Here is a 23,828-nt window from a genome sequence, read left to right on the forward strand (position 1 = left end):
CGTGCCAGCGCAAATGCCTTTCCGGGGCGGCTATGCTGGCGTATCAAAGTCCTATTGCGCCGCTTTGCGGAAAACGTCTACGGACGCTGCCGCCTCGCGAATGCGCTCCCGCAATTCGGTCACGTTCGGTTCAATGCCGATTCCCGGAGCGTTTCCGAGACTCACCCGACCGTTGACGAGCGTGTCGAGCGGACCGTGCAGTAGGGTTCGAAGCGGATTCGGATTCGAATCAATTTCCAGCATCCCGTCCGCGCCGGTCGCCGCGAGCAGATGTGCGGAAGCAAGAAGACCGACGCCACCGCCCAGGTAGTGCGGACAGTACGTAAGCCCGGCCGCCTGGGTTGCCCGGACGACCCTCAGACAGCCAGAAATGCCGCCCCACTTGGCGGCGTCCGGCTGGATGACCGCGAACGCACGCGACGCGATTGCAGCGTCGAATTCATCATCGCCGGCGATGTTTTCACCTCCGGCGAGCGGCACGGGAGAGTTACCTGCCAGCGTTTGCCACTCGTTCAACGGACGGTCGCAGCGCAGCGGTTCTTCCAGCCAGCCAAGATTGAAGGGCGCCAGCAGAGGTGCCATTGTGAGTGCTTCGGACAGCGCCCACGCCTGATTCGCATCGACCATGAGCCGACGATTCGGGCCGATTATTTCCCGAAGTATTTTCAGGTTGTTCACGTCCTGGTCAACGCCAAACCCAACTTTCAGTTTGAACGCCTCGTATCCTCGCTCGAGCTTCTCGGCAACAAGCTCCGCAGACCCGACCGGATTAAGGCCGCTGGCGTACACAGGGATGTTGTCGGCGGAACCACCGAGCAGCTTCCAAAGCGGAAGGCCTGCCCTACGGGCGCGCAGGTCCCAGAGAGCGAGGTCAATCCCTGCGATTGCCTGCGCAAAAGGGCCAGGTTCGGCGGATTGCAACGCAAGCACCGCCGTGCCTTCGGTCAGGTCACGGAAAACGTCGGCGGGATGTGCGACGAGCCGGCCGGTGAGCATCGGCGCCAATACGGTCGACACGATGGCCGCGCGGTGCTCGGCACCGCACGCCGGAAAATTCGACCAGATTTCGCCCCATCCAGTGCAGCCATCCGAATCCGTCACGGAAACAAGGACGGCAGGACGGTCGTACATCGTGCCGAACGACGTGCGCACTGGAGTGGAAATTGGACAGCGCAGAACGTGAACTTCCACACGCCCGATCGTCAACGGCCCACCCTCAACTTCGATTTCATTAATTCGCTTCATGTGACGTAGGCCTCTGGGCATGCCAAATTTGATTTGTTACTAAAGTATCGTTTACCGTACTATAAGACATTGAACTGCTCAACCTTCTATGTCGTGCTCTCAGGGTTTACCACCAGCGAGGATGGAGCGGTCCGACGGTGAGCCTATGTCTGCCGAAGCGCTTTTGACTGACGCCCTGGGCTCCTGTAACAGCACACTCCATTAAAGCCTGTCTCTACGACGTATCGATGAATGAGGAAAGCCTGGAAATGAATGCATTGCGAAAAAAAGTGGTAGTCAGCGAGTTCATGGATTCACTCGCTGTTGATTCATTGCGAGAGCATTTCGATGTGCTGGACGACCGCACGCTCGTCGACGATCCCGAACGCCTTTTCGGGGCCGTGCAAGACGCCGATGCAATCATCATCAGGAACCGGACGCAGATAAATTCGGCACTGCTCGAATGCGCGCAGCGTCTGTCTGTCGTGGGCCGTCTCGGTGTGGGGTTGGACAACATCGACCTGAAGGCCTGCGAGCAGCGGCAGGTCAGCGTCATTCCAGCGACCGGTGCCAACGCTCAAGCAGTCGCTGAATACGTGATTTCGACGGCAATGCTGCTTCTGCGCGGCGTCTACATGTCGTCCGCCGACTTAGTATCTGGAGTATGGCCGCGGGCGCAGCTCTCAAATGGCCGCGAGTTCGCCGGTAGCACGTTGGCAATAGTCGGTTTTGGTGGCATCGGTCAGCTGGTTGCGGCTCTGGCGACTGGGCTCGGTGTTCGGGTTATCGCATTTGACCCGTGTTTGGCCGAGGACGCTCAGGCATGGCAACTGACGGGTGCGCAGCGTGTCACCTTTGAGGAAGCCGTCGCCGAGGCTGATGTATTGACGCTGCACGTTCCGCTTCGCGAAGAGACGCGCAACATGCTGGGCAAGGCTCAACTGGACAGCATGAAGCGCCACGCCGTTGTGATTAACGCGGCACGGGGAGGAATTCTGGACGAGTCAGCGCTCGCAGCCGCATTGCGTGAAGGGCGTTTGGGCGGAGCCGCACTGGATGTGTTCGAGGAAGAGCCCATGCGCGACGGTTCCATCTTTGCAGGTTTGCCTAACGTGATACTGACGCCACACGTTGCAGGATTGACGCTTCAGTCCAACGAGCGGGTTAGCACGCTGATTGCCGCGCAGGTGACAAAAGCTCTGCACCAGAACAACGACTGACACCGCGTACGGAAGCGCGGTTGACCGCAATCAGACGGACATAAATTTCGGGGACGATTCGCGCTCCGGGACCCGTGTTCCGGAAAACGTTGACCGTTACTGGAACCGCACTCAGCGTTCGCGGTCTCCCGTTATTCGTTTGGGAGACTGTAATCTGGTCTTCTGGAAGGTGATGCTTGCTGGCCGATAGCGTAGGCCGAGCGACAATTCGTCTTGAGATGCGGGAGACGCTCTATAGTATAGGTTCTAAAGTCCATAAGTATCGATAATGTCGCGCGCTTCGTTGTCAAGTCCGGTTCCACTGTATCTGCAGATTGCTGACTCGCTTCGCGACCGGATTGGTCGCGGGGTCTGGCAGCAGGGCGAGGTCATTCCGACGCTCGAGCAGATTGCAGCCGAGTTCGATGTCGCGCGGGTGACAGCCCGTCAAGCCGTGCAATTACTGATGAGCGAGGGGGCACTCATTCCTCAACGGGGAAGGGGAACCTTCGTCTCCGCGACACCGCCAATAATGAAGCCGGTGCAGGTCGTCACCACCCTGAAGGCGCTGGTCGAGATGTATCAGGCGACCAGTCAGCAGCCTCTCACGGTGGAGGAGAGCAGAAGGAAACCACCCGTCACCGCGACTGATGGAAAACTCGCGGAAGAGTACATGTACATGAAACGGGTGCATTCCTCGGATGGTCTGCCCTACTGCGTCATCTCGCTCTATCTGGAAGAGAACATTTTTTCAATGGCGCCTGACAGGTTCCGCAACGAACTTGTTATCCCGATTCTGGTGTCCCTCTCTCCGCAGCCCATTGCGAAGGCCCGGCAGACGCTGACTATCGGCAGCGCCGACGCAGCGACTGCGCGTTTGCTTCGTGTACCGACTGATGCGCCCGTAGCCCGGGTCCAGCGGGTTTTCAACGACGCCGATAACGTCGTTATCTACTACGCAGATGTCGTCTATAGGGGTGACGCAGTCAAGGTCGAAATGGATCTGGGAAGTCTGCCTTCCTAAGCTCGACGTATCGAAATGAGGGCGAAGGAAACCTCCGACTGCTACACAACAAAATGAACAAGAACCCCTTCGCGTCTTCGACCTTCATCTGGAAAACACTGCGACAGCCGGACGGGTACGCCATGCTGCTCTGGGCGGTCGTCGCTGGCGTTGCGGGCGCGTCTGCCACTGCTGCTTTCCGGGAAGGTATCGACCTGCTGCAGAAGTGCTTTGGCGGTGAGCCTGGGAATTTTGTCGAGATGGCCCGGCAGATGCCCTGGCCCGCCCGGGTTGCGTTGCCAACGGTTGGCGGAATGATTGCTGGCACCTGTCTCGTACTGGCGCGCCGCTGTTCTTCAAAGTCCAGTGCCGACTATATGGAGGCCGTCACGATGGGTGACGGTGTTGTGCCCGTCTGGCAAAGCATGTGGCGCAGCATCTCCTCACTTTGCACCATCGCGACTGGCGGCTCGATTGGCCGCGAAGGCTCGATGGTTCAACTGGCCGCTCTCTGCTCGTCCATCATAGGACGCCGGGTGCGCTTAGATCCGGCACGTTTGCGCATGCTCGTCGCATGCGGTGCGGCTGCGGGCATCACCTCTGCATATAACGCACCTATCGCCGGCGCCTTTTTCGTGACGGAACTGGTGCTCGGTTGCATGGCGATGGAATGGTTTGGCCCGATTCTGGTCTCGTCGGTCGTGGCCAACATCACGATGCGCGAGTTCGCCGGTTACCGGCCGCCGTACCAGATGCCAATTTTTCCAACCATCACCGGCATCGAAGTGCTGCCCTTCATTGTGCTGGGGCTCCTGTGCGGGGTACTGGCGCCGCGTTTTCTTCTGTTGCTTTCCGCGTCGAAGGAGGGCTTCGGCAAGGTACCGTTGCCTCTGCCGCTGAAGCTTGGACTCGGCGGCCTTATTGTCGGCGTCGTCTCCATCTGGGCGCCAGAGGTCTGGGGTAATGGGTACGAGGTGGTGGACTCCCTGCTGCATCAGCCCTGGACGTGGACGGCGCTTCTTATCGTGCTCGTCCTCAAGGTGATTGCGACGCTGGCAACGGTCGGCACCGGAGCAGTGGGTGGCGTATTCACGCCGACCCTGTTCGTTGGAGCCGTGGTGGGATGCCTCTTCGGGGTAGGCGTTCATGGAATCTGGCCGCACATGACCTCCGAGCCTTTCGCCTATGCAATCGTGGGGATGGGCGCATTTCTCGCGGCAGCCTCCAACGCTCCGTTGATGGCCATCCTGATGATTTTCGAGATGACGCTGTCCTACGAGGTCGTGCTGCCGCTCATGCTTTCCTGCGTCATCGCTTACTTCGCCGCGCGCAACGCGGAGCACACTTCGATGTACGAAGTCACCGTCCGACGCAACCGTGCGCAGAAGGACAGGCTGCGCCTCGCGGCTACACGGATGCGGGAACTCCTGAAGCCTGCCGAGACAGTCGTTACGCTCCAGGCGAGCGTTGAAGAGCTGACCCGCATGTTCCTCGACCATCCGGTGAAGTACCTGTATGTGGTGGACGAACAGCAGCGCTTTTGCGGCGTGGTGGCCCTCGAGGACCTCGCATCCGACCTTGCTTCGCCCCGGAGCACGAGGCGGATGACCGCGGCCGACTATCTGCTTCCCGACTTCCATGTGCTGACTCCGGACATGACGCTAGGCCAGGCCCTGCAGCTTTTCCTCAATTTCCGCGGCGAACGCCTGCCCGTCATTGACCCGAAATCCAAGTCCGCTCCAATTCTCGGAGTTGTTCACAAGACGTCGCTGCTCGACGCCTATGTGCGGATGAACCCCGCAATACACTGAACCTTGCCCACCGGGGTAGTGGTGCAATCTCGGTAGGCGACCGAGAAATCGCCCATATTTCGGATACCTCAACGAGCTGAAAGAACCGCCATCCAGATCGAGGGCAAAGTGGTGTCTTTGAGGTGTATGCTGGTGAGATCGAACTGGCCCTTGCGAATGCGATGCATCAGTTCGATGCCGGAGAGGATAACGGCGGCGCTGCCGAACCGCTTGAACCCGAGCATCACGTTCGCCCGCGCTTTGATGTGGCGGTGATCCTGCTCAATCAGGTTATTCAGGTACTTCGAGGATCGCAATTCCGTTCGCCTGGGTAGCGACCCGTCGGCCTTCATCTCGCGGACCGCCCGATGAGATGCCGCGCAGCCGTCCAGCGTGATCGTCTCAGGAGCGCGTCCCTGAGTCCTGATTGCCTTCGCGAAGAACGCCTTTGCTGCCGCCACGTCGCGCCTGGCGCTGAGGCGAAAATCGATCGTCTTTGCCGCCCGGTCAACGGCGCGGTAGAGATAGGCCCATTTGCCGCGAATCTTCACGTAGGTCTCGTCGACCCGCCACGACTGACCGGCTGTCGTAGCCAACCGATTCCAGCGTTTGACGAACTCCGGCGTGTAGCGCTGCACCCAACGCAGGATCGTAGTGTGGGCGAGGGACAGGCCGCGTTCAGCCATCATTTCGGCAAGGTCGCGCAGGCGCAGCTTGTAGCGCAGATACCAACGCACGCAAAGGACGATGACTTCGCGGTGGAAATGACGCCCGTTGAACAACCCTTCGAGATCTTTCAGCTTGCTCATTGGCTCGTGGTCGTCAAAAGTTCAAGGGTAACAGACTGACGCGCCGAAATTGCACCACAACCGCCCTGCGTGCGTCAAAACCCTGAGCCTAACCCATTGGCCTTCATATTTGCACCAGAGCCCCCAGACATCGGATGAACGCGGCATGTCATCGTGCCGTACTTCAGGAACGTTTCGCCACATGGCATGATTGAACTGTCATTGCCGCAGGCGATAAGGTTATCTAATAAGGATAACTAGGCGTAGGCCCCACAGGTACTCTACGCCCGTCAACTTGACAGAGCAGTTTTGATAGCAACCGATGTAAAACGGTCCTTGTAGCGCAGCATAGCCGCGCTCTTCGTACTCTTCCTGGACAGCCTTCCAGCGCGACTCGTTGGTCTACGGCGACTCGAAGACTGGCACGGTGGCCTGCCGGATGACCGACAATGCATCTGCACGCTTGTGCAAACCCGATTCGTCGAGAATATCTAGCAACGGCCGATTTTCCTCGACGGACCGACGCGCCAGTTTGCTGACACTTTCGTACCCGAGCGTTGGCACTAGCGCAGTCGCGACCGCCATCGAGCCCAGCAGGTGCTGCTCGTTGCGAGCGACGTCGGCTTCGATGCCGGCTACGCATTTTTCGCGAAGCCGTTTGATACCGTTCGCGAGGAGCGTGACGCTGTCGAAAATTCGTTGAGCGACGATCTGCTCGAAATGGTTGATCTCCAACTGGCCATACTGCACAGCCTGCGCCACGCTTACGTCATTGCCGACGACGGCGAAGCTGATCTGGATCATCGCCATTGGCAGGACCGGGTTAATCTTGCCTGGCATGATCGAGGAGCCCGCCTGAACCATCGGCAAACGCAGTTCGCCCAACCCTCCAACTGGACCGGAAGAGAGCAGCATCAGGTCCGACGCGACTTTGGCCAATGAAGTCGCGCAAGTCCGCAACTCACCCGACACCCGCGCGAACACGTCCATGTTCTGCATTGCATCGAACGAATTCGATGGCGCCAAGAGCTGGATACCGCTAATACGAGATAGATGCGTATAGACGGACTTGCGATAACCGGCCGGCGCGCCAAAACCCGTGCCGATTGCGGTCCCACCCAGCGGCAGGGTCCGGAGCTGGTCGCGAACCGTCCCCAGCGCGTCGGCCAGCCGGTGCGTCAATGCCGCGTAGCCGCCGAACACTTGTCCCAGCCGCATAGGCTGAGCGTCTTGCAAACAGGTGCGGCCCAGATGAAGGACGTCTGAGAAGTCTTCCGCCTTGCCCTCAAACGCATCGGCGAGAGCTTCGACTTCAGCGATGAGAGGCCCAAGCATCGCGTACGTCGCTATTTTTAACGCTGCGGGATACACGTCGTTGGTCGATTGCGAACGGTTCACGTGATCGTTGGGGTGAATCAGATCATAGGACCCGGGCTCACCGCCGAGATGCTGTTGTGCCCGATTCGCGATCACTTCGTTAAAGTTCATATTCGTCGACGTGCCCCCCGACCCCTCAAGCAGATCGACCACGAGCGATTCCTGAAACCGCCCGTCGATCAACTCGCCGCAGGCCCGGACAATTGCGTCGCACTGCCGGGCTGTCAGCAGTCCGTTATCGTGATTTGCGAGTGCTGCTGCCCACTTGCACTGGGTAAACGCCGTAGTGAATGCATGATAATGAGCGATGCTGAGAGACGAGACTGTCAGGTTTTCGACGCCCCGTACGGTATTCACGCCATATAGCTTGTTCGCCGGAATGCGAACCTCACCGATATAGTCGCGCTCGGTACGCGAACCATCGTTAGTCAAGTTGTTCACTGCGTTCCTTTCATCGCGAGTATTAAGAGACTGAACTGCACTGATCGACGGGTCGCTGGCATTGATCAGGTCCCGCCCTGCGTTGCAGGGCATGGCCGCCACGGTATCAATAGATCACGCCGACCACGAATTTCTGTATGCGTCGGGATGTCCGCTGCTTTCGCGCAGCAGATCGATAAGGCGCTCGCGGCTCATTACACCATTCGCCACGGCCGCCTCGATCAGCGGTCGGCCAGACGCGCTGGCCGTCTCCACCAGCGCGGCGGTACGCTCGTAACCGATCGCCTCCTTTAACGCGGGAGCGATTGCGGTCGATTCGAGCAGATTACGTTCACTGGTCTCCTGATTCGCGACCATCGATTGCACACAATGCACGTCGAACATCGATATCGCTCGTCGCATCGTCTCGATAGCTTTGAACAGGGACACCGCGATGAGCGGCATGTAATTGTTCGTCTCGAGTTGTCCATTGGCAGCGGCGAGCGCAACGCTTTGATCCGTGCCGGCCACGAAATACGCGATCTGGGTCAGGCCCATTGCATGTACGGGGTTGACCTTGCCGGGCATCATCGACGAGCCGGCCTGTTGGGGCGCCAACTGAAGTTCACCGAGTCCGCCACGTGGTCCCGAACTGAGCAATACGAAGTCGTTCGCCACTTTAGCGAGCGATAACGCGGCAGTCTTCACTGTGGCGGAGAGTGCCGCAAATTCGTCCATGTTCTGGACGGCGTCGAACAGGTCGCCGCTTTCAGTCAGTGGATGCCCAGCCAGTTCCGACAGCGCCGCGATCACAGCCTTCCGGTAACCGGCGTATGTGCCCAGCCCCGTACCGACTGCGGTTGCCCCCAGCGCAATTGTGCATAAAGCCGGTACGTGCGCAATCAGCGCTTGCGCCATCCTTTGCGAGAGCGACGCATACCCGCCCAACGCCTGGCCGAGCCGCATCGGCAATGCATCCTGCAGGCACGTCCGTCCGATACGCAATACGCGATCATACTGGCGCTGTTTTCCCTGCAGGGAAATCGCGAGTTGACCAATGGTCGCCGCAAGTCCCTTTACCTCGGTGAGCAGTGTCAACCTGACCGCGGTCAGCAATACGTCGCTGGTCGACTGGGCATAGTTGACATGATCAAGCGGGTGCAGGAACTCGTATTGACCCGGTCGATGGCCCATTAGCTGAAGTGCCCGATTTGTCAGCACCTCATTGATATTCATGTTGATCGACGTCCCGCACGAGCCTTCGAGCGGATCGACAATCAACGCTTGCGCATGCTGTCCGTCTGCCAGTTCTACGCATGCCTTGGCAACGGCCTCGCCTTGCTCGCTGGTCAGCTTGCCGTTGCGCGTGTTGACAAGAGCAGTCGCCATCTTCGTGCGCGCAAGCCACGCAACGAAGCGGGGGTAATTCGCAAGGGTCTCCCCCGTATAGGGAAAGTTTGTCTTGCCGCGTAGTGAGTGAATGCCGAACAGTGCGTCGGCGGGAAGGCTCTGCTCGCCCAGCCCGTCCGCTTCGATTCGTTGAACTTCCATCGGCTTGCCTTTCATAAACTTTGCAGGATCAACCCTCAAGTGACGTATGACGCGTCTCGGGCGCCCACAGAGCACAAGCGGTGCCACCAACCGCGAGCACGGCAATACACAGGTATACCGCGGCCTGGCCGCCATAAATCGCCACGATGCTCGGAAAAAGGAATGTCGTCGCAGCGGATCCGATTCTGCTCGCGGCAACTGCGAAGCCGAGCCCCGTGGCCCGAAGGTCGGTCGGAAACAATTCCTGCGGATAGAGAAAGCAGAGGTTGTTTGCCCCACTCAGTACGCAGGCAAATACCGCGAACAGGCCGACGACCACGCTGCCCGGCAAATGGGCGCCCACCGACAGGCATGCGAGCACGATCGCGGAAACAAAGAAGCCATGCAGCAGGAAAGCACGCCGGCTGATTCGGTCCACGACCAACGCCCCAGCGACAGTGCCGAGCAGCAGGAAGATGTTGTAGATGAGGCCGGCAAGAAACTTGTCCTTGATGTGCAGCGAGTCGAACACCATCGGCGAAAAGGTGCCAAGCGAAAAGTACGGAATGACGAGACACATGTAAAAGAAACACGCGATAAAAAGCCGCAGTCGCCACTTCGCCGAGATCAGGCTTTCAGTCTTCGGGGTGGTGTTGGCGGCTTGCCGCGCGGGCTCCGCAGGAACACTCAGAAAGACGTTCGGACCTATATTGTTGTGAATGATCGCGAGCGCTTCCCTGGTTCGCCCCTTGCGCTGCAGCCACAGCGGCGACTCGGGAATCCCGACACGAAACAGGAACACAACGGCAGATGGCACAGCGCTGGAAAGCAGCATCAGACGCCAGACATCGGGGCCGCGGTCCTTCAGCAGATAGCCGACCACGTAGGCACTCGTGTAACCGAGCGCCCATGCAATAGCGAGCCAACTGAGCAGTCGCCCGCGTAAGCGGCGAGGGGAATATTCGACCACCAGCGCCTTGCTCACTACGTAGTCGAATCCGAGCGTGATGCCGAGCAGCAGACGCAGGACCAAAAGTTGCGCCGGGCTGGTGACCCAGAACTGGGCGAGCGAGATGATGGCGAAGAGCGCCATGTCATAGTTGAACAGCGTGCGGCGGCCGACACGGTCAACGAATGGCCCGGCGAACAGGCTACCCGCGAAGAGGCCCGCCAACGATGCCGCGCCCAGGGTTCCAAGCCAGACCGAATTCAAATGCAGTTGCGGCGTGGCAATGGTGAGCGCGATGCCGATGATGCCGAGTACGAAGCCGTCGCTGAACTGTCCGCCTGTCCCAGCGAACGTTACGCGCCTATGAAAAGCGGTGAGGGGTGCATCTTCAAACGCAATGGAGGATGGCGCGAGGGTCGCCGTCGTCTCGTAGCTTCCCGGTGGGGACATATTCATGGTCAGTGGTCTCCTTTTTTGGTCGTCATGTGTAGAATTGTGTTCGCAATTCTAGGTTCGCTCATGAAGCGCGTCACGCGGCAGGCGCTGAATAAGGAATTCTTATGGCCACTTTTCCAAAACCCGATTCATGCGACCCCTCCATGCGTTCGCGGCCGGAACAAAAGCGGTGAAGAAGGCGTGAGCAAGCAACAGGACCGGCCGGTCGACCTTTACCAACTTGACTTATTCCTGACGACGGCCTCCATGGGGAGCATGTCGGCGGCGGCAACGGCATTCGGAATCAGCCAATCCGCCGTCTCCCAGGGCATTGCACAGCTTGAGCAGTCCCTCGGCCTGGTGTTGATCGACCGCGCGCGACGTCCGCTTTCGTTGACATCCGGCGGCCTTTACGTGACGCAGAATGCAGCGCCGCTGATTGCGCTTGCGCGGCAGTTAAAGGCTCACGCAACGGAGGCATCGAAGAACGAGCGTGCGTACTTGCGCATCGGGATGATAGATTCCGTGGCCAATACCATCGGCCCGTCGCTCATCAAGCAACTGGTCGAGCGAACGAGCGGGCTGTCGGTGCAGATCGGCATGGCGATCGCTCAGGAAGAAGCATTGGTCAATCGTGAACTCGACCTGATCATTTCGACGAACGCATTCGTCGACAACCCTGTCTTTGATCACCAGCTTCTTTACGAGGAGCACTTTGTCGCCATCGCAAGCCGGGATGCGAGCTGCGACGGGCGGTCCACTACACTTCGAATGCTTGCGGACGTCCCATTCATTAGTTTCAGGCGTACCTCGACGCTTGGCATCCGTGTAGAGAGAATCCTGAGATACAACGAGCTCAGTCCTCCGAGAAGACTTGAGGTCGATCATGCCGATACATTGACGATGCTAGTGGCCCAGGGGCTGGGTTGGGCCATTACTACACCGACGTGCCTGCTGCAGACCGGGGCCCGATTCGTTGACAACATCGAGCTCATCCCGATCGAGATCGGAAACTCGGCGCGTTCGATATTTCTGGTCGGTAGGCGCGGTGAGTTTCCTGCTCTATCCAAGGATATTGCCGGGATGGTAAAGGAATCCTTGTGGACATTGCTAAGCTCACATTTCAAACTACAACAGTTCGTCCCGACGGAGAGCTAACTTCGTCCCGCGCCGTGTTGATGTTCACTGAGAATTGACCCACCCGGATCATTCGTCATCGGACGCTGATTCATCCACGCCACTCAAGCCCATTTCGAGGGTTTTGCCGCGCCAGATTGTGAAGGCCCGCCGCGCCCGTATCAGTTGCCTTTCTCGCACCAGGGGACGAGGCGCCGGTGAAGCGCTCGCAGTCGCGATGTCCGACCAAAATGCCAACAAGGATGACGTCGGTGGGGAGGTGTTGCGACTTCACCATGAAGCGGAGGCCGCGCGCCGCGGCGACAAGCTCCGCCGCCACGAGCGTAGACCAACCGACGCCGAGGCCGATTCGTATCCCGGACAGGATGTCGGGGCAGCGCGTGGGGCAGCACGACCTGGCAGATTGTCTGCCGGCCGGTCGCACCGAGCGCTTGGGTTGCGCGGAAGTTCGTGGTGTCAACGTTGCACCCGCCGTTCGCCGTCGATATCGCGATCGGCGCGAAGATCGCTAGATAGGCGAGGAGCACCTTTCCGAACTCGTCGATGTCGAACAAGATCACAATCAACGGCAAGCAGGCGAGCGGCGGAATGGGCCGGTAGAATTCGATTAGCGGATCGAGCACACCGGGCGTTCCGGCTGCGGCCGATCAGCAGGCCGGACGACATTGCGGTCCTGATCGACGTCGCAAGCGCGACGAGGATCCGCTGCAGGCTCGCCCCACAGGTACTGCCCGGGCGTCGCGTCCATGTAGCCGCGAGTGCTCACGACCCAGAACTGGTTTAGCGCGTCACCCGGGAGGCGGCAGGAAACGCAGCGGGATCGAGCCGCGACCGGTCGACAGCCAGCAGAAGAGCAGGAGCGCGTTGACGGTCGCGACGCTGATCGTCGACGACGAAACGGCAGTTTCGCACAACGCGACACCAGCGTTTGGATGTTTCGCCCCAGACGATCAAAGCGCGGCGGTCACGATGATTTCCACGCGGATATCCGGGGCCGCGAGCTTTGCTTCGCAGGTCGCGCGTGTGGGCACCGCATCGTGTGGAATCCAGGCTTCCCACGCGGCATTCATGCCTGCGAAATCTCGATCGATATCTTGCAGCCAGATCTGTGCCGACAGCAGCTGCGTCGGTTGTGTCGCGCTAAGGGGTCCAGTTGCTGGGAATCAGCAGGCGTGGCGACACGTATCTGCGTACGTTGCTGATTCACGGCGCACGCAGTGTGCTCTTCCACGCGAAAGATCCGGGGCCATGGATCGAGCAGCTCAAAAAGCGGCGACCACTAAATGTGGCGATTGTGGCGCAGGCCAACAAGATGGCCCGGATGATCTGGGCCATCCTGGCGCACGACAGGCCGTATGACAGGGGTTACGTGAGCGTGAAGCCTGTCTGACTGACACCCGCGCAGTAGAGAATCACCTTTTACAAGATGACACCTCGAAAGGTTGCGCTGGCAATCGTATGTGATGACAACACAGGTCGGACCGGGACTCGCTAAACCTGAATCATCTCTCGAGCTTCGAGCTCGCTTGAGGAATGAGGTGTGAGTCAGCGGATTTCATAGTGGGCCGGATATAGAGCTGCAACCTATCCTGTCCGTCGGAACACACGAAAAACCGCCTCAAACGGGAGGCGTTCATAGTGTGCTACGAATGCGAGCGCAGCGGTTGACGCTTCTGTACATTGAGCGGTGGCTTCGGGCGCCGGTCAGTCTGCCGGACGGCACCACGCAGCAGCGGGACGCTGGCACGCCGCAAGGCGGGGTCATCAGTCCGCTGCTGGCCAATCTGTTTCTGCACTACGTGTTCGACGAATGGATGCGCCGCAACTACCCGGGTGTGCCGTTCGAACGTTATGCCGATGATGTAGTTTGCCACTGTCGCACCTTGGCGGAGGCGGAGGCGCTTAAGGCAGCTCTGGAGCAGCGGATGGCGCAGTGCTCACTTGCCTTGCATCCGCAGAAGACGAAAGTTGTCTACTGTCGCGATGACAACCGGAGGGAGCGCTTTAGCGTTCATCAGTGTGACTTCCTGGGCTTCTGCTTCCGACCGCGGTTCGCAAGATCGCGCGCCGGTTCGGTGTTCGTGAGCTTCCTGCCTGCGATCAGCCCGACGGCAGCCAAAGTCATTCGCCAGACAGTGCGTCGATGGCGACTGCATTGCCGACACACCGTGGACTTGACGGACTTGGCCCAGGAGATCAACCCTGTCCTCAAAGGGTGGCTGCAATACTACGGCCGCTTCTATCGTTCGGCGTTGTACGCGGTGTTCGATTCGTTGGATCAGTATCTGGTGCGGTGGGTGCGCAGGAAATACAAGCGCCTAAAGCATAAAGTGAGTCGGGCACGGGAGCTGGTGGTCAAGATAAGACATCAGCGGCCGGGCCTGTTCGCTCACTGGATTCTGGCGCAACACGGTGGGCAATAGGAGCCGGATGAATAGAGAGATTCACGTCCGGTTCTGCGAGGGCCTGCGGGTGCGATTCCCGTGGGCTACTCACCTAGAGGCGTTCATATAGAGATGATGGCTGAGCGCGGTCTTGAGGTTGACCATTGCAATCTGGCTGCTGCCACTACCGCACAGCAGATCACCTTCCCAGTGGCCCGGTACGGCCCGGTCTTCAACGGTCGCAGGGCGTTCGCTGATCGATACCGTGTCGCGAATTCTGCCGTGATCGTCAGTCTTCTGCGTGTGGTGGCGCGAACGACGCATGACGCGGGTGCGCCGCAAGTGTTCCAGCAATTCCTTCTTCAAGGCGCCACGGGCCTGTATGAAGAGACTGCGATAGATGGTCTCGTGGGACACGTGGTAGTCCTCGTTGTCTGGGTACGCACGCCTGAGCCATCCGGCAATCTGCTGCGGTGACCACTGCAACTGGAGCTTGCCTGCCACGATGTGCGCCAGCGTTCGGTGTTCAACCAGTTTACAGGCTTTGGGACGCTGTGCCCGAGCCCAGGCAAGCTGATCGGCGTGGCTTGCCCGGTAGCCATCTGGTCCGCTGTTACGCTTGATCTCCCGGCATATCGTGGAGGGAGCTCGATCCAGTCGCATGGCGATCGACTGGATCGAGTCGTCAGCCACAAGCGCCCGCGATATCTCTTCGCGCTCAGCCAGCGTCAACGCCAATCTCGATCGATGCCTCTGTGGTGGCTGGATCCCGCCTGTCTCAGCCAGAATCCCTTGCACTGACGAGTGGTTCCGGTCAAAAAGCTGCGCGATCTTCTGGAGAGATTCTCCCTTCCGTCAACGTTCCCACATCAGCGCTTTCTGCTTCTCGCTGTAATAAATCCGCCGTCGCTATTTCATTTGCAACACTCCCAGCTGCTTGTGCAGTCTTAAGTGTGTTGCATCCACCGGTTGAATCCGCCCACTGACACCGGACGCTGACTCCTTTTCGTAACTATTTCTCCACTATTCCTCGGAGGAAACAAGGCCTCATGGAGGGATTTTGAAAAGTATTTGCTTTTTGGAAAGACTTTCCACTATCATGACTCTCACGTCGAATGACTGAAGTCGGGTAATCATCATGAGTGCTGTAGCTGACCGCATCCTCCGTGTACTGGAAGAGCTCGCCAGTGCGCCAGAAGGCAAGACGCTTTCAGAACTTTCCGCCAAGCTCAATCTGCCGATCAGCGCTACTCATCGTCTTCTTGCGGATCTGGTCGAGCAGGGTTATGTGCGCAAAGACGAACGGCGCGGCGAATTTTCGCTGACCATGAAACTTCCTTCGCTGGGACTGCGATTTCTCAGCGCAGGTGGGGTCGTTGACGTCGCCCAACCCATTCTGGAACGACTTGCGGCTACCTCGGGCGAATTGGTCCGGCTTGCAATCGTCGACGGCGAGCAGCTGATTTACGTTGCCAAGGCGCAAGGCGCGCGACAAGGCATCCGCTACGACCCTGAGATGGGCCGGCCGGTGACGCTTTCATGCAGCGCAGCTGGAATGATCTGGCTTGCTGGCAAGAGCGAAGAAGATGCCATTCGGCTTGTGTCAAAGCAGGGGTTTGGCATGCCATCAGACTTTGGTCCGCTTGCTCCGACCACGTTCAAAGCGCTGCTGCCAATGATCGAGCTCGCGCGCAAGAAGGGGTACGCAACGACGCAAGACATGTTTCTACCGGCCATGAGTTCTATGGCTACGCCGGTGCATATGAGCAATGGCGAAGTGCGCGCAATCCTGATCATCGCCGGACCAATGTCACGGCTGACAGAAGAGAGAATGAAAGAGCTCGCTCCGGCGCTCCTGGCGACGGCGACTGAATTGTCCGATGCAAGCGGTGTGTCACCCATGCTTAAACAAGCGCTGCAAGGCGCTGGCCGCACAGCAAGCGCCGAACGCTAAGCCAAGGCGTTTATTGCTGGACATTATCCGTCGTAACTTGATGCAGCGACGTGGCGAATTTAAATTCGCCAATGCCTCAGATTTGATACTTAGTAGTAGAAATTAAAATAAGCGATTGACGCGAGCGCGGTACAGACTCTTTTTAAGACAGGAGACACGCATGAACGATGTTTCAGAGCAACCTAACTCACATTCCATGGCGAACAGGGCGGTGAGCGCTGCCACGCTTGGCACCGCGCTTGAATGGTTTGACTTTACGCTGTACGGATCAGTCGCGGCCACCGTGTTACCAAAGCTGTTCTTCCCTGCGATGGATTCGAGTTCCGCCATGCTTGCTTCGTTGGCAACTTTCAGCGTCGGACTGGCCGCGCGTCCACTCGGCGCGATCATCTGCGGATACTTTGGCGACAAGATTGGACGTCGCAACCTCATGCTCGGTACGGTGTCGGTGATGGGTCTGACGTCGGTACTGATGGGTTTGCTGCCGACGTATGCGCAGATTGGTGTTTATGCGCCTCTGCTGCTTGTCATTCTCCGCATTATTCAGGGTTTCGCACTTGGCGGCGAGTCTACTGGTGGCCAACTGATGGCGCTAGAGCATGCTCCAGCAGACCGCCGAGGCAAATACTCCGGTCTGATCGGCATGTGCGCTCCGCTGAGCCAGATAGTTGCTAACGCGGTGCTTCTGCTACTTTCCTCAACGATGAGCGCGGGTGCTTTCATCAGCTATGGCTGGCGAATTCCGTTTGTGCTGAGCTTCGTGCTAGTGTTCGTCGGCATTTACATCCGACTGCGCGTGGCGGAGACGCCGGCCTTCGTCAAGATGCAGCAGTCCGCTGTTGCCAAAGTCGGAAGCCCTTTAAGGGATGCGTTCCGTCTTCACTACAAGACGATCATTCGCATGATGCTGTTTTTCTGCGGACCGACTGCACTTTTCTATCTTGCTGTCGTGTTCACCTTGAGCTATCTGACGAATACGCTCGGCGTGCCCAAGCAGACTGGCTTCATGTTGCTGATGATCGCCAATGCCTGTGCCATCGCAGGTTCGATCTTTGGTGGCCTGCTGAGTGACCGGATTGGCCGTAAGCGCGCATTGCTGTTCGCGTCCGCCGCGACCTTTGTGATCATGCTGTTTTATTTTCAGGTCCTGGCGACTCGAAGCTTCGTCCCGATGGCGATAGCCATGGGGCTTTTCATGGCATTCACGCAGGTCCAAACGGGGATACAACCGGTCGCGTTCGCTGAGGCGTTTCCCACCAATGTTCGCTATTCCGGTTCGGCCCTCGCATTCACCGGTGCGAGCCTGTTCGCTGGCGGCCCGATTCCGGTGGTCGCCGCGTGGTTGTTACACCTTGCCAACGGCTCCCCGTGGCCGCTCGTCGCATTGGTCGGCGCGCTCAATATCCTGTCGTTCTGCATGATTGCTATCGGGCCAGAGACCGCGGGCATCGACATGAACCGCCTCGACTCAGCGGCCGAGATCACCGGTGAGCATCAACGTGTCTCCGGGCAGGCGACTTACTGATCTCGCGCTGCGCCTTCGCTTTGCACTGGAAGAAGCACAGCCTTTAAGCACTCGACAGCAGATGGAGCAAACACAAATGGACAACGAAAACACTGGCCTACTCGCGATCTGGAGCACGATCGCTTCCGAATCGGAAACTGACTATATGCACTGGCTCACCCGGGAGCACATTTTTGAACGTGTAGGCATACCGGGTTTTCGGTCAGGGCGAGTCTTCAAGCGACGCAACAGCCGACCCTCGGAGTACGTGATGCTGTACGAACTGGACAGCGCGGACGTGATGGGGAGTTCTGGCTATCTGGAACGGTTGAATAACCCCACTGCGTGGACACGCCGGATCATGCCGACGCTCGAGCAGTTTCGCAGAGGCGGTGGAACCATCCTCGCCCAAGGTGCGAACTCAGGCGGACACGGCGGTCACCTCGCCATCGCAAGATTTGAAGACGCATTACCGGAATGCCTGACGGCCCTGCAAGGGCAGGCAATCGTCGATGCGCTCGCGAAAGAAGACTGGATGGTGAACGCGCAGATCATGGCCGTGAAAAACGAGGCGACAGCCATTGCCACGCAGGAAAAGTCGATGCGGCGAAGTTCAGAAGGTGAATTCGCGGGACTGCTTCTCGTGGAGTCGCTCGATAATGGCTCGCTTGACCGGGCGATCATGAAGGCGAGCAAGGCGGCCCGGACCAATCCTGATTTGTTCGATTTATACGACCTCGTCTTCGTCTGCCATTACAGTTAGGTAACTGCACAAGGGCATCTGATGCCTGGAATAATTCAGAGAGGGAAGCGGTCCGGCCGAGGCGAGACGTCGCATCGTATGTCCGTGACAATGTCTGTAACGGTCATTCGGTCAATTTATGCGGCGGTCCGCTTTGGGTCGGGAGTGTGAGTTCACCTATGGAGAAAGCTGCCGTCCGCCTGCCTGACGCTGTGACAGTCAGCACTCTGCCGCATTGCTGACCTAGAACCCAGCCTATTCCAATGACGGCTCAGGCCGAGGACTGGCCGGCCGCCGGACAGCGAAGGGCCGCCGTGCGTTTGCAACGGTCACCTCTGTTCATGCCAGTCCGGTCGCCAAGGCGTGGCGGTAGGGGTGGGAGGAAGAAAGTCCCCGGCGTCGAATCCAGACCGGGGTGCCGGACGCTCATCACGTGGTCCGGCCAGAGTTGGAAAAGTCGGTATCGGCACGCCCGGCATGCGCGGGTGCCGTGCCGTTCACCGATGGCGCAGGTGACTGGGCTGTTGCCGCCAGTTCGTCGCGTCGCGGAGTGCGGCTACCGGGCAGGGCGCGATGCGGGCTCACGGGTTGAAGCCGGCCGCGCTGGCCGACGCCGGAACGCCGCGCCAAACTGGCGGGCGCGTCTGGCCTCTTCCCCGTGCAGGTAAGTCGAGGTCGTCGCAACCGACGCATGACGCAGGTTGTCGCGCACCGCGACGAGTTCGACCCCCGCGTCCAGCGCGTGGGTCGCGTGCGTATGCCGCAGCCAGTGCGGGCTTGCGTGCCGCAGTTTCTGGGCGAGCGCCGGGTCGCGCGCTTCGATGCGCCCGGCCGCCGCCTCAAAAAATGCCCCCAGCACCTGCCGCAGCCGCGTCGCGCTGATGCCGGGGCCCGGGCGGCCCGGTGCCTCCGGCGGCCGCGCATCGTGTGCTTTCACGAGGGCACCGACCAGCGGCGTGGCCGGCTGCCAACGCGAACGCGTGACCGGCAGGCCGCGTGCCTTCAGATACGAACGCAGCGCGTCGCGGGCGAGTGGCGGCAGCGCGACGCGCCCCGGCTTCGCGCCCTTGCCGGTCACCGTGAGCCACCCCATGCCACGCGCATCGGCCGCTATGTCGCCAAGCGTCGCGGCCACCAGCTCGTGCGCACGCAGCCCGGTTGCATAGCCGAAATCCAGCACGAAGCGCAGGCGCTGCGCGGCCGGCGCCGGCCAGCCGCTGCGTTCGAGCCGGTCGGCGATGGCACGCACGCTCGTCCACTCGCGGCCGGTGAGCGCGCGTGCCGCGTCGAACGGGGTACGCGGGGTGCCGCCGCGCACCGTGACGCCGGCGAACGGGTTGAGGACCACGTAGTGCTGTCCCACGAGCCACGCGAAGAGCGCGCGCAGCACGGCCAGTGCATAGGCCGCCGAGCGCGCCGTCAGGCCCCTCGCGAACGGCCGCCACTCGACCGAGCGGCGCGGCCGCGGCGGTCCCGTCCAGCGCGCGGCGGGGGCCGGCCGCCGCAGGAACGCCCGGTAGGCGATCGCGTCGTCGGTCGTCAGTGACGAGAGCGGGGCGCGGCGCTCGACGAGGGCCCACAGCAGCAGCCGCTCCGCCTCGCGGCGGTACGCGCGCGCGGTCTGCGGCGCCTCGTGCAGCGCGAGCCACGCGTGGATCGCCTCGACATCGTTCGTCGCGTCGAGCCCGCACGTCTGCGGCGGCGCGCGGAAGCGCCCCTGCGAGCCGTCGAGCGCGGCGGGCAGCGCGGCCAGCGACCACGGCGCGAGTAACTGGTCTTCGGTGCGGTCTCGCTCGACGAGTGCTGCGGCACGCCTGCTGAGGTCCGGGTGCGCCGCGACGAACGCGGCGGCCCCGCGTGCGCCGGTGGCGCCGAGCCCCTTGACCGTCGCCCACCAGCGCTGGCGGCGCGGCATGACGAGCAGCAGTTCTCCGAGCGTGCCGATCCCGGCGGCGGCGAGTGCGTGCGCGGTGCGCGGCGTGAGCCACCGGCTCACCGGGTCGGCCGGGCGCGGCGCCGGGATCGGGGTGGTGCGCAGCAGGTCGATCGCATGGACCACGGCCGCAGCGTGCCGGGTCCGCCCGCCGGCCGGGCACCCGAAAAACGGGATCAGGTCGTCGCGCTGGCAGGCGCGGGCGCACGCGATGAGCTGCCGCCGGATGCGGGCGAGCACACCGCGGGATGACTGGCCGTCGGTACGGGTGTGATCGAGGTAGCGTGTCACGGCGGCGCGCGCGGTCAGCCCCTCGTGCCACGCGCGCAGCGCGGCGAGCGACGCCAGGTCAGGGCAGGTCGGGCGGGGCGGCGGATCCGGTCGGTCCGGCACGGGTCCTCCGCCCGGGGGGCCGGGCAGAGGTGGATGTCATGGAAACAGTTTAGGTCACGGGGAAGGCGTTTGCGATAAGTAGAGTTATCGCAAGTGACGCATGACATCATGCACCCAAGTGGGGGCGGGATAGGCGAGGTCGGTGATCAAACGCTATGGTGCCAGGGCCGGTCACGATGGAATCGGGTAGGCCGCGCCCTGTTCGTGGATCCGCACGATCGGCGCGCGCGGGTCGTGCGTCAGCCGGGCAGGGCGGACGGAAATGAAGGGGGAAGCCAGGGCTGTCAGCTCCTTCATTTGCGGACATTCATTGATACCTCGGCAGGTTGTGGCGATTAAGCGCGGTTTTGCTATTACGACTTATCAGGATTGAAACGACCGGAAAGCGCCGGAATGAATGACGCGCAGCCGTTCTCACAGCCAGCAGTGAATCGAGAGGGGTGGATAGTTGTGGCTATCTACCCCTTCATTTGCGGACACGGACCCTTGCAGGAACCGGATGACGTCGCCGGATGGGACCTGGCGTGACGACGCGGTGCGCGTAACCTGAGGACGCGGGACTGGATTTGTGACCGCAGCCGCGAAGCGCGCGGCCACGCGCAATGGAAGACTTTGAAAACGCAGAGACGTGCCCGGCGATCTGCGGCGGTCGACCTTCGGGGAAGACTAGCTCTCGCGCAGAACCCGGGCGTTGACGTTTCGCCGTCAGCGTCCTCGACCGTGCCCAGGCCAGATTCCCCTGGCGACTTCTCCCGGTGCGTGCCCGCCACAACAGGACGACGGGCCTGTGGCGGACCACATGCCGCTGCGTGCCGATTGCGCGAAGGCGCGCCGATCGGGTAGGGTGACGAGATTTCAACCACAACGAGGAAGTCACAATGAACAAGCAGGAACTGGTGGATGCAGTCGCCGCGAAGACCGGCGCAAGCAAGGCGGCCGCCGGCGAGGCGATCGATGCGTTTATCGGCACGGTCACCGCGGCCGTCACGAAAGGTGACACCGTGCAGCTGATCGGCTTTGGATCGTTTTCGACGGGCGCGCGTGCCGCGCGCGTCGGCCGCAATCCGGCGACCGGCGCCGAGATCCAGATCCCTGCCGCGAAGACCGTGAAGTTCACGGCGGGCAAGGCGTTCAAGGACGCCGTCAACGGCGCCTGAGAACGGACGCAGGCCGTCGGCCGGATGTCTGCCGACGGCGCGGCGTGATCGGGCAGGGGCCTGGACCCTGGCCCGCCGGCCTGGTAGGATCCAGTGCGAGATGCCGCGACCTACTGCGGCCCCTGCGATTCGCTGCACATCTATAAAGATACCTATCTGGGCGCAGACGACTCGTCGGCGGGCACGCTAGCAGGCTCGCTGCGCTTTGATAACTACGAGATCAATGTGAAGTACGCACTGACGCCGGCGCTTACCCTGTCGGGCGCGTACACCTACACGCACGGAGCGTATAACGGTACATCGCCCGGCTGGAACACCGCGATGTTGCAGGCAGACTATGCCTTGAGCAGGCGTACGGACGTCTATCTGGAAGGTGCCTACCAGAACGTGCATGGCGCGCCGGCTGATTCGGTGCTCTCGCATGCGATGCTCAACACGCTGGCGCCGTCGTCTAACAATCAACAATTTGCAGTGACCATGGGCTTGCGTCATACGTTCTAACGTATTGCCGCTTGGCTTGCATTGCCCGGTCGCCGAAAGCGCATTGATACCAGTTGCGACAGGTATTGCTATCGTCAGATTTAGCAAGCAACGGAAAATGGGCATAGGTTATCAGAGCGTGTCCAGGATCGGTTCTGAAGGCGTGGTCAGTCTGCCGACTACACGTCGAAAGGGGGGCCTCCAAGTGCAGACCCGGGAGGCGTTCCAGACCAGAAAGGAGGTCGATTATGGACAGCGTGGATCTCGAAGTCCTGAAGACGAGCGAGAACTGGCTCGCGCAAGGACATCGCGCGCTCCTCGTGACGGTGGTGAAGGCCTGGGGATCGTCGCCTCGGCCGCCTGGCGCGATGCTGGCGTTGCGTGACGACGGTCTCGTTGCCGGCTCGGTATCGGGGGGCTGCATCGAGGATGACCTGATCGAGCGAGTACGTCAGAAGGGTATCGATCAAACCGCGCCGGAGACTCTGACATACGGGATTTCCGCCGAGGAAGCGCACCGCTTCGGCCTACCGTGCGGCGGAACAATACAGCTGGTTCTGGAGCCTTTAACACCCGCGTCCGGTATTAGAGAGTTGTGCCACGCGGTCGGGGCCGGGCGCCTCGTCGCGCGCACACTCAACACGACGACCGGCGCTACGGCGCTGGAGGCCGCCCGCCACACCGACGGCCCGGGCTTCGACGGCCTGCGTCTCACCACGGTCCACGGCCCGCGCTACCGGATACTGGTGATTGGCGCAGGCCAGTTGTCGCGCTATCTCTCGCAGATCGCGGTCGGCCTCGACTATCAGGTGACGGTGTGCGATCCGCGCGAGGAATATATCGATGCGTGGGACGTGCCGGGGACGACGCACGGCGGAAGTGCCAGCCATCGCCATCGCCCCCAACACTGTGGGGATTACAAAGTGCCAGAACCGCTCTTCCGTTTTATCCGAATGACGTGAAATCCACCGCTGGACGATGATGGCGCCGAGCCATGGAAATGCCATGCACGCGGCAGTTAGACCACGGTCCTTTCGATATCTACGTGGCCTCCCAGATAAGGATTTGCCGTCCTTGCCCGTACCGAAAGACCGCTGTCCGCCGGGATGCCTGCACGACCGCCTAGCGCAGGATCGACCGGCTTGAAGTGGCCCCGCGTGCTGCCCGATGCGGTCGCATCGTTCGGCCGCAGTATTTCCCGCCCACTGTCGGCGGCCATTGCCTTAGACGCCGCACCTTGAGACGGAGTGACGACTTTATTTCGCGTTAGGAAAGCCCATGCTGAGTAAGGCTCGCCACCCAACCGGTCCTCACGAAAGGCCATGTTGACGAATTTATAGTCGCAACGTTGACATCTTTAATGTGTTCTACGTTAGGACCAAACTGCTCTCGTGCACATCGAAGCTCTCCAGGTAGGTGAGATGGCACT

Annotated in this window: 17 protein-coding genes and 5 pseudogenes; 12 read left to right on the plus strand and 10 right to left on the minus strand. The window is 60.5% G+C overall.

What is annotated here, in order from left to right:
* Positions 1-51: 51 nt before the first annotated feature.
* Positions 52-1,245 carry a mandelate racemase/muconate lactonizing enzyme family protein gene (locus ABQJ48_RS13595; RefSeq protein WP_367838530.1) on the minus strand — a complete coding sequence of 398 codons (1,194 nt, stop codon included), beginning with the start codon at positions 1,243-1,245 and terminating at the stop codon, positions 52-54.
* Between the two features lie 227 nt (positions 1,246-1,472).
* Here ABQJ48_RS13595 and ABQJ48_RS13600 point away from each other — a divergent pair, with 227 nt between their 5' ends.
* The 3 genes from ABQJ48_RS13600 to ABQJ48_RS13610 all read left to right on the plus strand — a co-directional run bounded on the left by ABQJ48_RS13600 (position 1,473) and on the right by ABQJ48_RS13610 (position 5,237).
* On the plus strand, positions 1,473-2,444 hold the full coding sequence (locus ABQJ48_RS13600) for a hydroxyacid dehydrogenase (protein WP_367838531.1): 972 nt from the start codon (positions 1,473-1,475) through the stop codon (positions 2,442-2,444).
* Between the two features lie 268 nt (positions 2,445-2,712).
* Positions 2,713-3,447 (plus strand): GntR family transcriptional regulator, encoded by a 735-nt coding sequence (locus ABQJ48_RS13605; RefSeq protein ID WP_367838532.1) that lies wholly within the window; start codon positions 2,713-2,715, stop codon positions 3,445-3,447.
* 53 nt (positions 3,448-3,500) lie between these two features.
* Positions 3,501-5,237, plus strand: a complete 1,737-nt coding sequence (locus ABQJ48_RS13610; protein ID WP_367838533.1) for a ClcB-like voltage-gated chloride channel protein — start codon at positions 3,501-3,503, stop codon at positions 5,235-5,237.
* Between the two features lie 68 nt (positions 5,238-5,305).
* Here the strand turns inward: ABQJ48_RS13610 and ABQJ48_RS13615 are convergent, their stop codons facing one another.
* From ABQJ48_RS13615 to ABQJ48_RS13630, 4 genes are all read right to left on the minus strand, one after another.
* Positions 5,306-6,025: an IS6 family transposase gene (locus ABQJ48_RS13615; RefSeq protein WP_367838534.1), complete on the minus strand. Its 720-nt coding sequence runs from the start codon at positions 6,023-6,025 to the stop codon at positions 5,306-5,308.
* Between the two features lie 381 nt (positions 6,026-6,406).
* A complete protein-coding gene (locus ABQJ48_RS13620; RefSeq protein ID WP_367838705.1) occupies positions 6,407-7,915 on the minus strand; it encodes an aspartate ammonia-lyase in 1,509 nt (502 codons plus the stop codon).
* Between the two features lie 21 nt (positions 7,916-7,936).
* On the minus strand, positions 7,937-9,352 hold the full coding sequence (locus tag ABQJ48_RS13625; protein ID WP_367838535.1) for a lyase family protein: 1,416 nt from the start codon (positions 9,350-9,352) through the stop codon (positions 7,937-7,939).
* Between the two features lie 28 nt (positions 9,353-9,380).
* Positions 9,381-10,736 carry an MFS transporter gene (locus tag ABQJ48_RS13630; RefSeq protein WP_367838536.1) on the minus strand — a complete coding sequence of 452 codons (1,356 nt, stop codon included), beginning with the start codon at positions 10,734-10,736 and terminating at the stop codon, positions 9,381-9,383.
* 63 nt (positions 10,737-10,799) lie between these two features.
* Here ABQJ48_RS13630 and ABQJ48_RS13635 point away from each other — a divergent pair, with 63 nt between their 5' ends.
* Entirely contained in the window at positions 10,800-11,873 is a 1,074-nt protein-coding gene (locus ABQJ48_RS13635) for a LysR family transcriptional regulator (RefSeq protein ID WP_367838537.1), read from the plus strand.
* 140 nt (positions 11,874-12,013) lie between these two features.
* Here the strand turns inward: ABQJ48_RS13635 and ABQJ48_RS13640 are convergent, their stop codons facing one another.
* Positions 12,014-12,475: an ABC transporter permease subunit gene (locus tag ABQJ48_RS13640; RefSeq protein WP_367838538.1), complete on the minus strand. Its 462-nt coding sequence runs from the start codon at positions 12,473-12,475 to the stop codon at positions 12,014-12,016.
* Between the two features lie 327 nt (positions 12,476-12,802).
* Positions 12,803-12,979: pseudogene (locus ABQJ48_RS13645) on the minus strand (Rid family hydrolase); the annotation flags it as partial.
* Between the two features lie 20 nt (positions 12,980-12,999).
* Here ABQJ48_RS13645 and ABQJ48_RS13650 point away from each other — a divergent pair.
* Both ABQJ48_RS13650 and ABQJ48_RS13655 read left to right on the plus strand, forming a co-directional pair.
* Positions 13,000-13,242, plus strand: a pseudogene (locus ABQJ48_RS13650) (IS110 family transposase); the annotation flags it as partial.
* Positions 13,243-13,516: 274 nt separating this feature from the next.
* The gene (locus ABQJ48_RS13655; RefSeq protein ID WP_367838539.1) at positions 13,517-14,275 is read left to right on the plus strand and encodes a reverse transcriptase domain-containing protein; all 759 of its coding nucleotides are present in this window, start codon (positions 13,517-13,519) and stop codon (positions 14,273-14,275) included.
* Positions 14,276-14,401: 126 nt separating this feature from the next.
* On the opposite strand, the pseudogene ABQJ48_RS13660 reads toward ABQJ48_RS13655, so the two are convergent.
* Positions 14,402-15,106 (minus strand): annotated as a pseudogene (locus ABQJ48_RS13660) (IS30 family transposase); the annotation flags it as partial.
* 268 nt (positions 15,107-15,374) lie between these two features.
* Between ABQJ48_RS13660 and ABQJ48_RS13665 the strand changes: the two are divergent.
* The 3 genes from ABQJ48_RS13665 (at position 15,375) to ABQJ48_RS13675 (ending at position 18,457) form a co-directional block, all read left to right on the plus strand.
* Complete coding sequence (locus ABQJ48_RS13665) at positions 15,375-16,190, plus strand: IclR family transcriptional regulator (RefSeq protein WP_367838540.1); 816 nt, start codon at positions 15,375-15,377, stop codon at positions 16,188-16,190.
* Between the two features lie 160 nt (positions 16,191-16,350).
* The gene (locus tag ABQJ48_RS13670; RefSeq protein ID WP_367838541.1) at positions 16,351-17,715 is read left to right on the plus strand and encodes an MFS transporter; all 1,365 of its coding nucleotides are present in this window, start codon (positions 16,351-16,353) and stop codon (positions 17,713-17,715) included.
* Positions 17,678-18,457 (plus strand): hypothetical protein, encoded by a 780-nt coding sequence (locus ABQJ48_RS13675; RefSeq protein WP_367838542.1) that lies wholly within the window; start codon positions 17,678-17,680, stop codon positions 18,455-18,457. Before ABQJ48_RS13670 ends, ABQJ48_RS13675 begins: the two co-directional genes overlap by 38 nt.
* 535 nt (positions 18,458-18,992) lie before the next feature.
* On the opposite strand, the gene ABQJ48_RS13680 is transcribed toward ABQJ48_RS13675, so the two are convergent.
* Complete coding sequence (locus ABQJ48_RS13680; RefSeq protein ID WP_367838543.1) at positions 18,993-20,762, minus strand: phage integrase family protein; 1,770 nt, start codon at positions 20,760-20,762, stop codon at positions 18,993-18,995.
* A gap of 171 nt (positions 20,763-20,933) precedes the next feature.
* Positions 20,934-21,059: a hypothetical protein gene (locus ABQJ48_RS13685; protein WP_367838544.1), complete on the minus strand. Its 126-nt coding sequence runs from the start codon at positions 21,057-21,059 to the stop codon at positions 20,934-20,936.
* A 581-nt stretch (positions 21,060-21,640) separates the two neighbouring features.
* On the opposite strand from ABQJ48_RS13685, the gene ABQJ48_RS13690 reads away from it, so the two are divergent.
* The 3 genes and pseudogenes from ABQJ48_RS13690 to ABQJ48_RS13700 form a co-directional block, all read left to right on the plus strand.
* Positions 21,641-21,919, plus strand: coding sequence for an HU family DNA-binding protein (locus ABQJ48_RS13690; protein WP_367838545.1), 279 nt, complete (start codon positions 21,641-21,643; stop codon positions 21,917-21,919).
* A 150-nt stretch (positions 21,920-22,069) separates the two neighbouring features.
* Positions 22,070-22,420 (plus strand): annotated as a pseudogene (locus ABQJ48_RS13695) (porin); the annotation flags it as partial.
* 227 nt (positions 22,421-22,647) lie between these two features.
* A pseudogene (locus tag ABQJ48_RS13700) lies at positions 22,648-23,265 on the plus strand (XdhC family protein); the annotation flags it as partial.
* Between the last annotated feature and the right edge of the window lie 563 nt (positions 23,266-23,828).

The organism is Paraburkholderia suaedae (genome assembly GCF_040812055.1).
Taxonomy (GTDB): Bacteria; Pseudomonadota; Gammaproteobacteria; order Burkholderiales; family Burkholderiaceae; genus Paraburkholderia.

Excerpts from the sequence above, each read along its gene's own strand:
- ABQJ48_RS13595 (WP_367838530.1), bottom strand. The coding sequence starts at position 1,245 with ATGAAGCGAATTAATGAAATCGAAGTTGAGGGTGGGCCGTTGACGATC.
- ABQJ48_RS13600 (WP_367838531.1), top strand. The coding sequence starts at position 1,473 with ATGAATGAGGAAAGCCTGGAAATGAATGCATTGCGAAAAAAAGTGGTA.
- ABQJ48_RS13605 (WP_367838532.1), top strand. The coding sequence starts at position 2,713 with ATGTCGCGCGCTTCGTTGTCAAGTCCGGTTCCACTGTATCTGCAGATT.
- ABQJ48_RS13610 (WP_367838533.1), top strand. The coding sequence starts at position 3,501 with ATGAACAAGAACCCCTTCGCGTCTTCGACCTTCATCTGGAAAACACTG.
- ABQJ48_RS13615 (WP_367838534.1), bottom strand. The coding sequence starts at position 6,025 with ATGAGCAAGCTGAAAGATCTCGAAGGGTTGTTCAACGGGCGTCATTTC.
- ABQJ48_RS13620 (WP_367838705.1), bottom strand. The coding sequence starts at position 7,915 with ATGCCCTGCAACGCAGGGCGGGACCTGATCAATGCCAGCGACCCGTCG.
- ABQJ48_RS13625 (WP_367838535.1), bottom strand. The coding sequence starts at position 9,352 with ATGGAAGTTCAACGAATCGAAGCGGACGGGCTGGGCGAGCAGAGCCTT.
- ABQJ48_RS13630 (WP_367838536.1), bottom strand. The coding sequence starts at position 10,736 with ATGAATATGTCCCCACCGGGAAGCTACGAGACGACGGCGACCCTCGCG.
- ABQJ48_RS13635 (WP_367838537.1), top strand. The coding sequence starts at position 10,800 with ATGAAGCGCGTCACGCGGCAGGCGCTGAATAAGGAATTCTTATGGCCA.
- ABQJ48_RS13665 (WP_367838540.1), top strand. The coding sequence starts at position 15,375 with ATGAGTGCTGTAGCTGACCGCATCCTCCGTGTACTGGAAGAGCTCGCC.
- ABQJ48_RS13670 (WP_367838541.1), top strand. The coding sequence starts at position 16,351 with ATGAACGATGTTTCAGAGCAACCTAACTCACATTCCATGGCGAACAGG.
- ABQJ48_RS13685 (WP_367838544.1), bottom strand. The coding sequence starts at position 21,059 with ATGAAGGAGCTGACAGCCCTGGCTTCCCCCTTCATTTCCGTCCGCCCT.
- ABQJ48_RS13690 (WP_367838545.1), top strand. The coding sequence starts at position 21,641 with ATGAACAAGCAGGAACTGGTGGATGCAGTCGCCGCGAAGACCGGCGCA.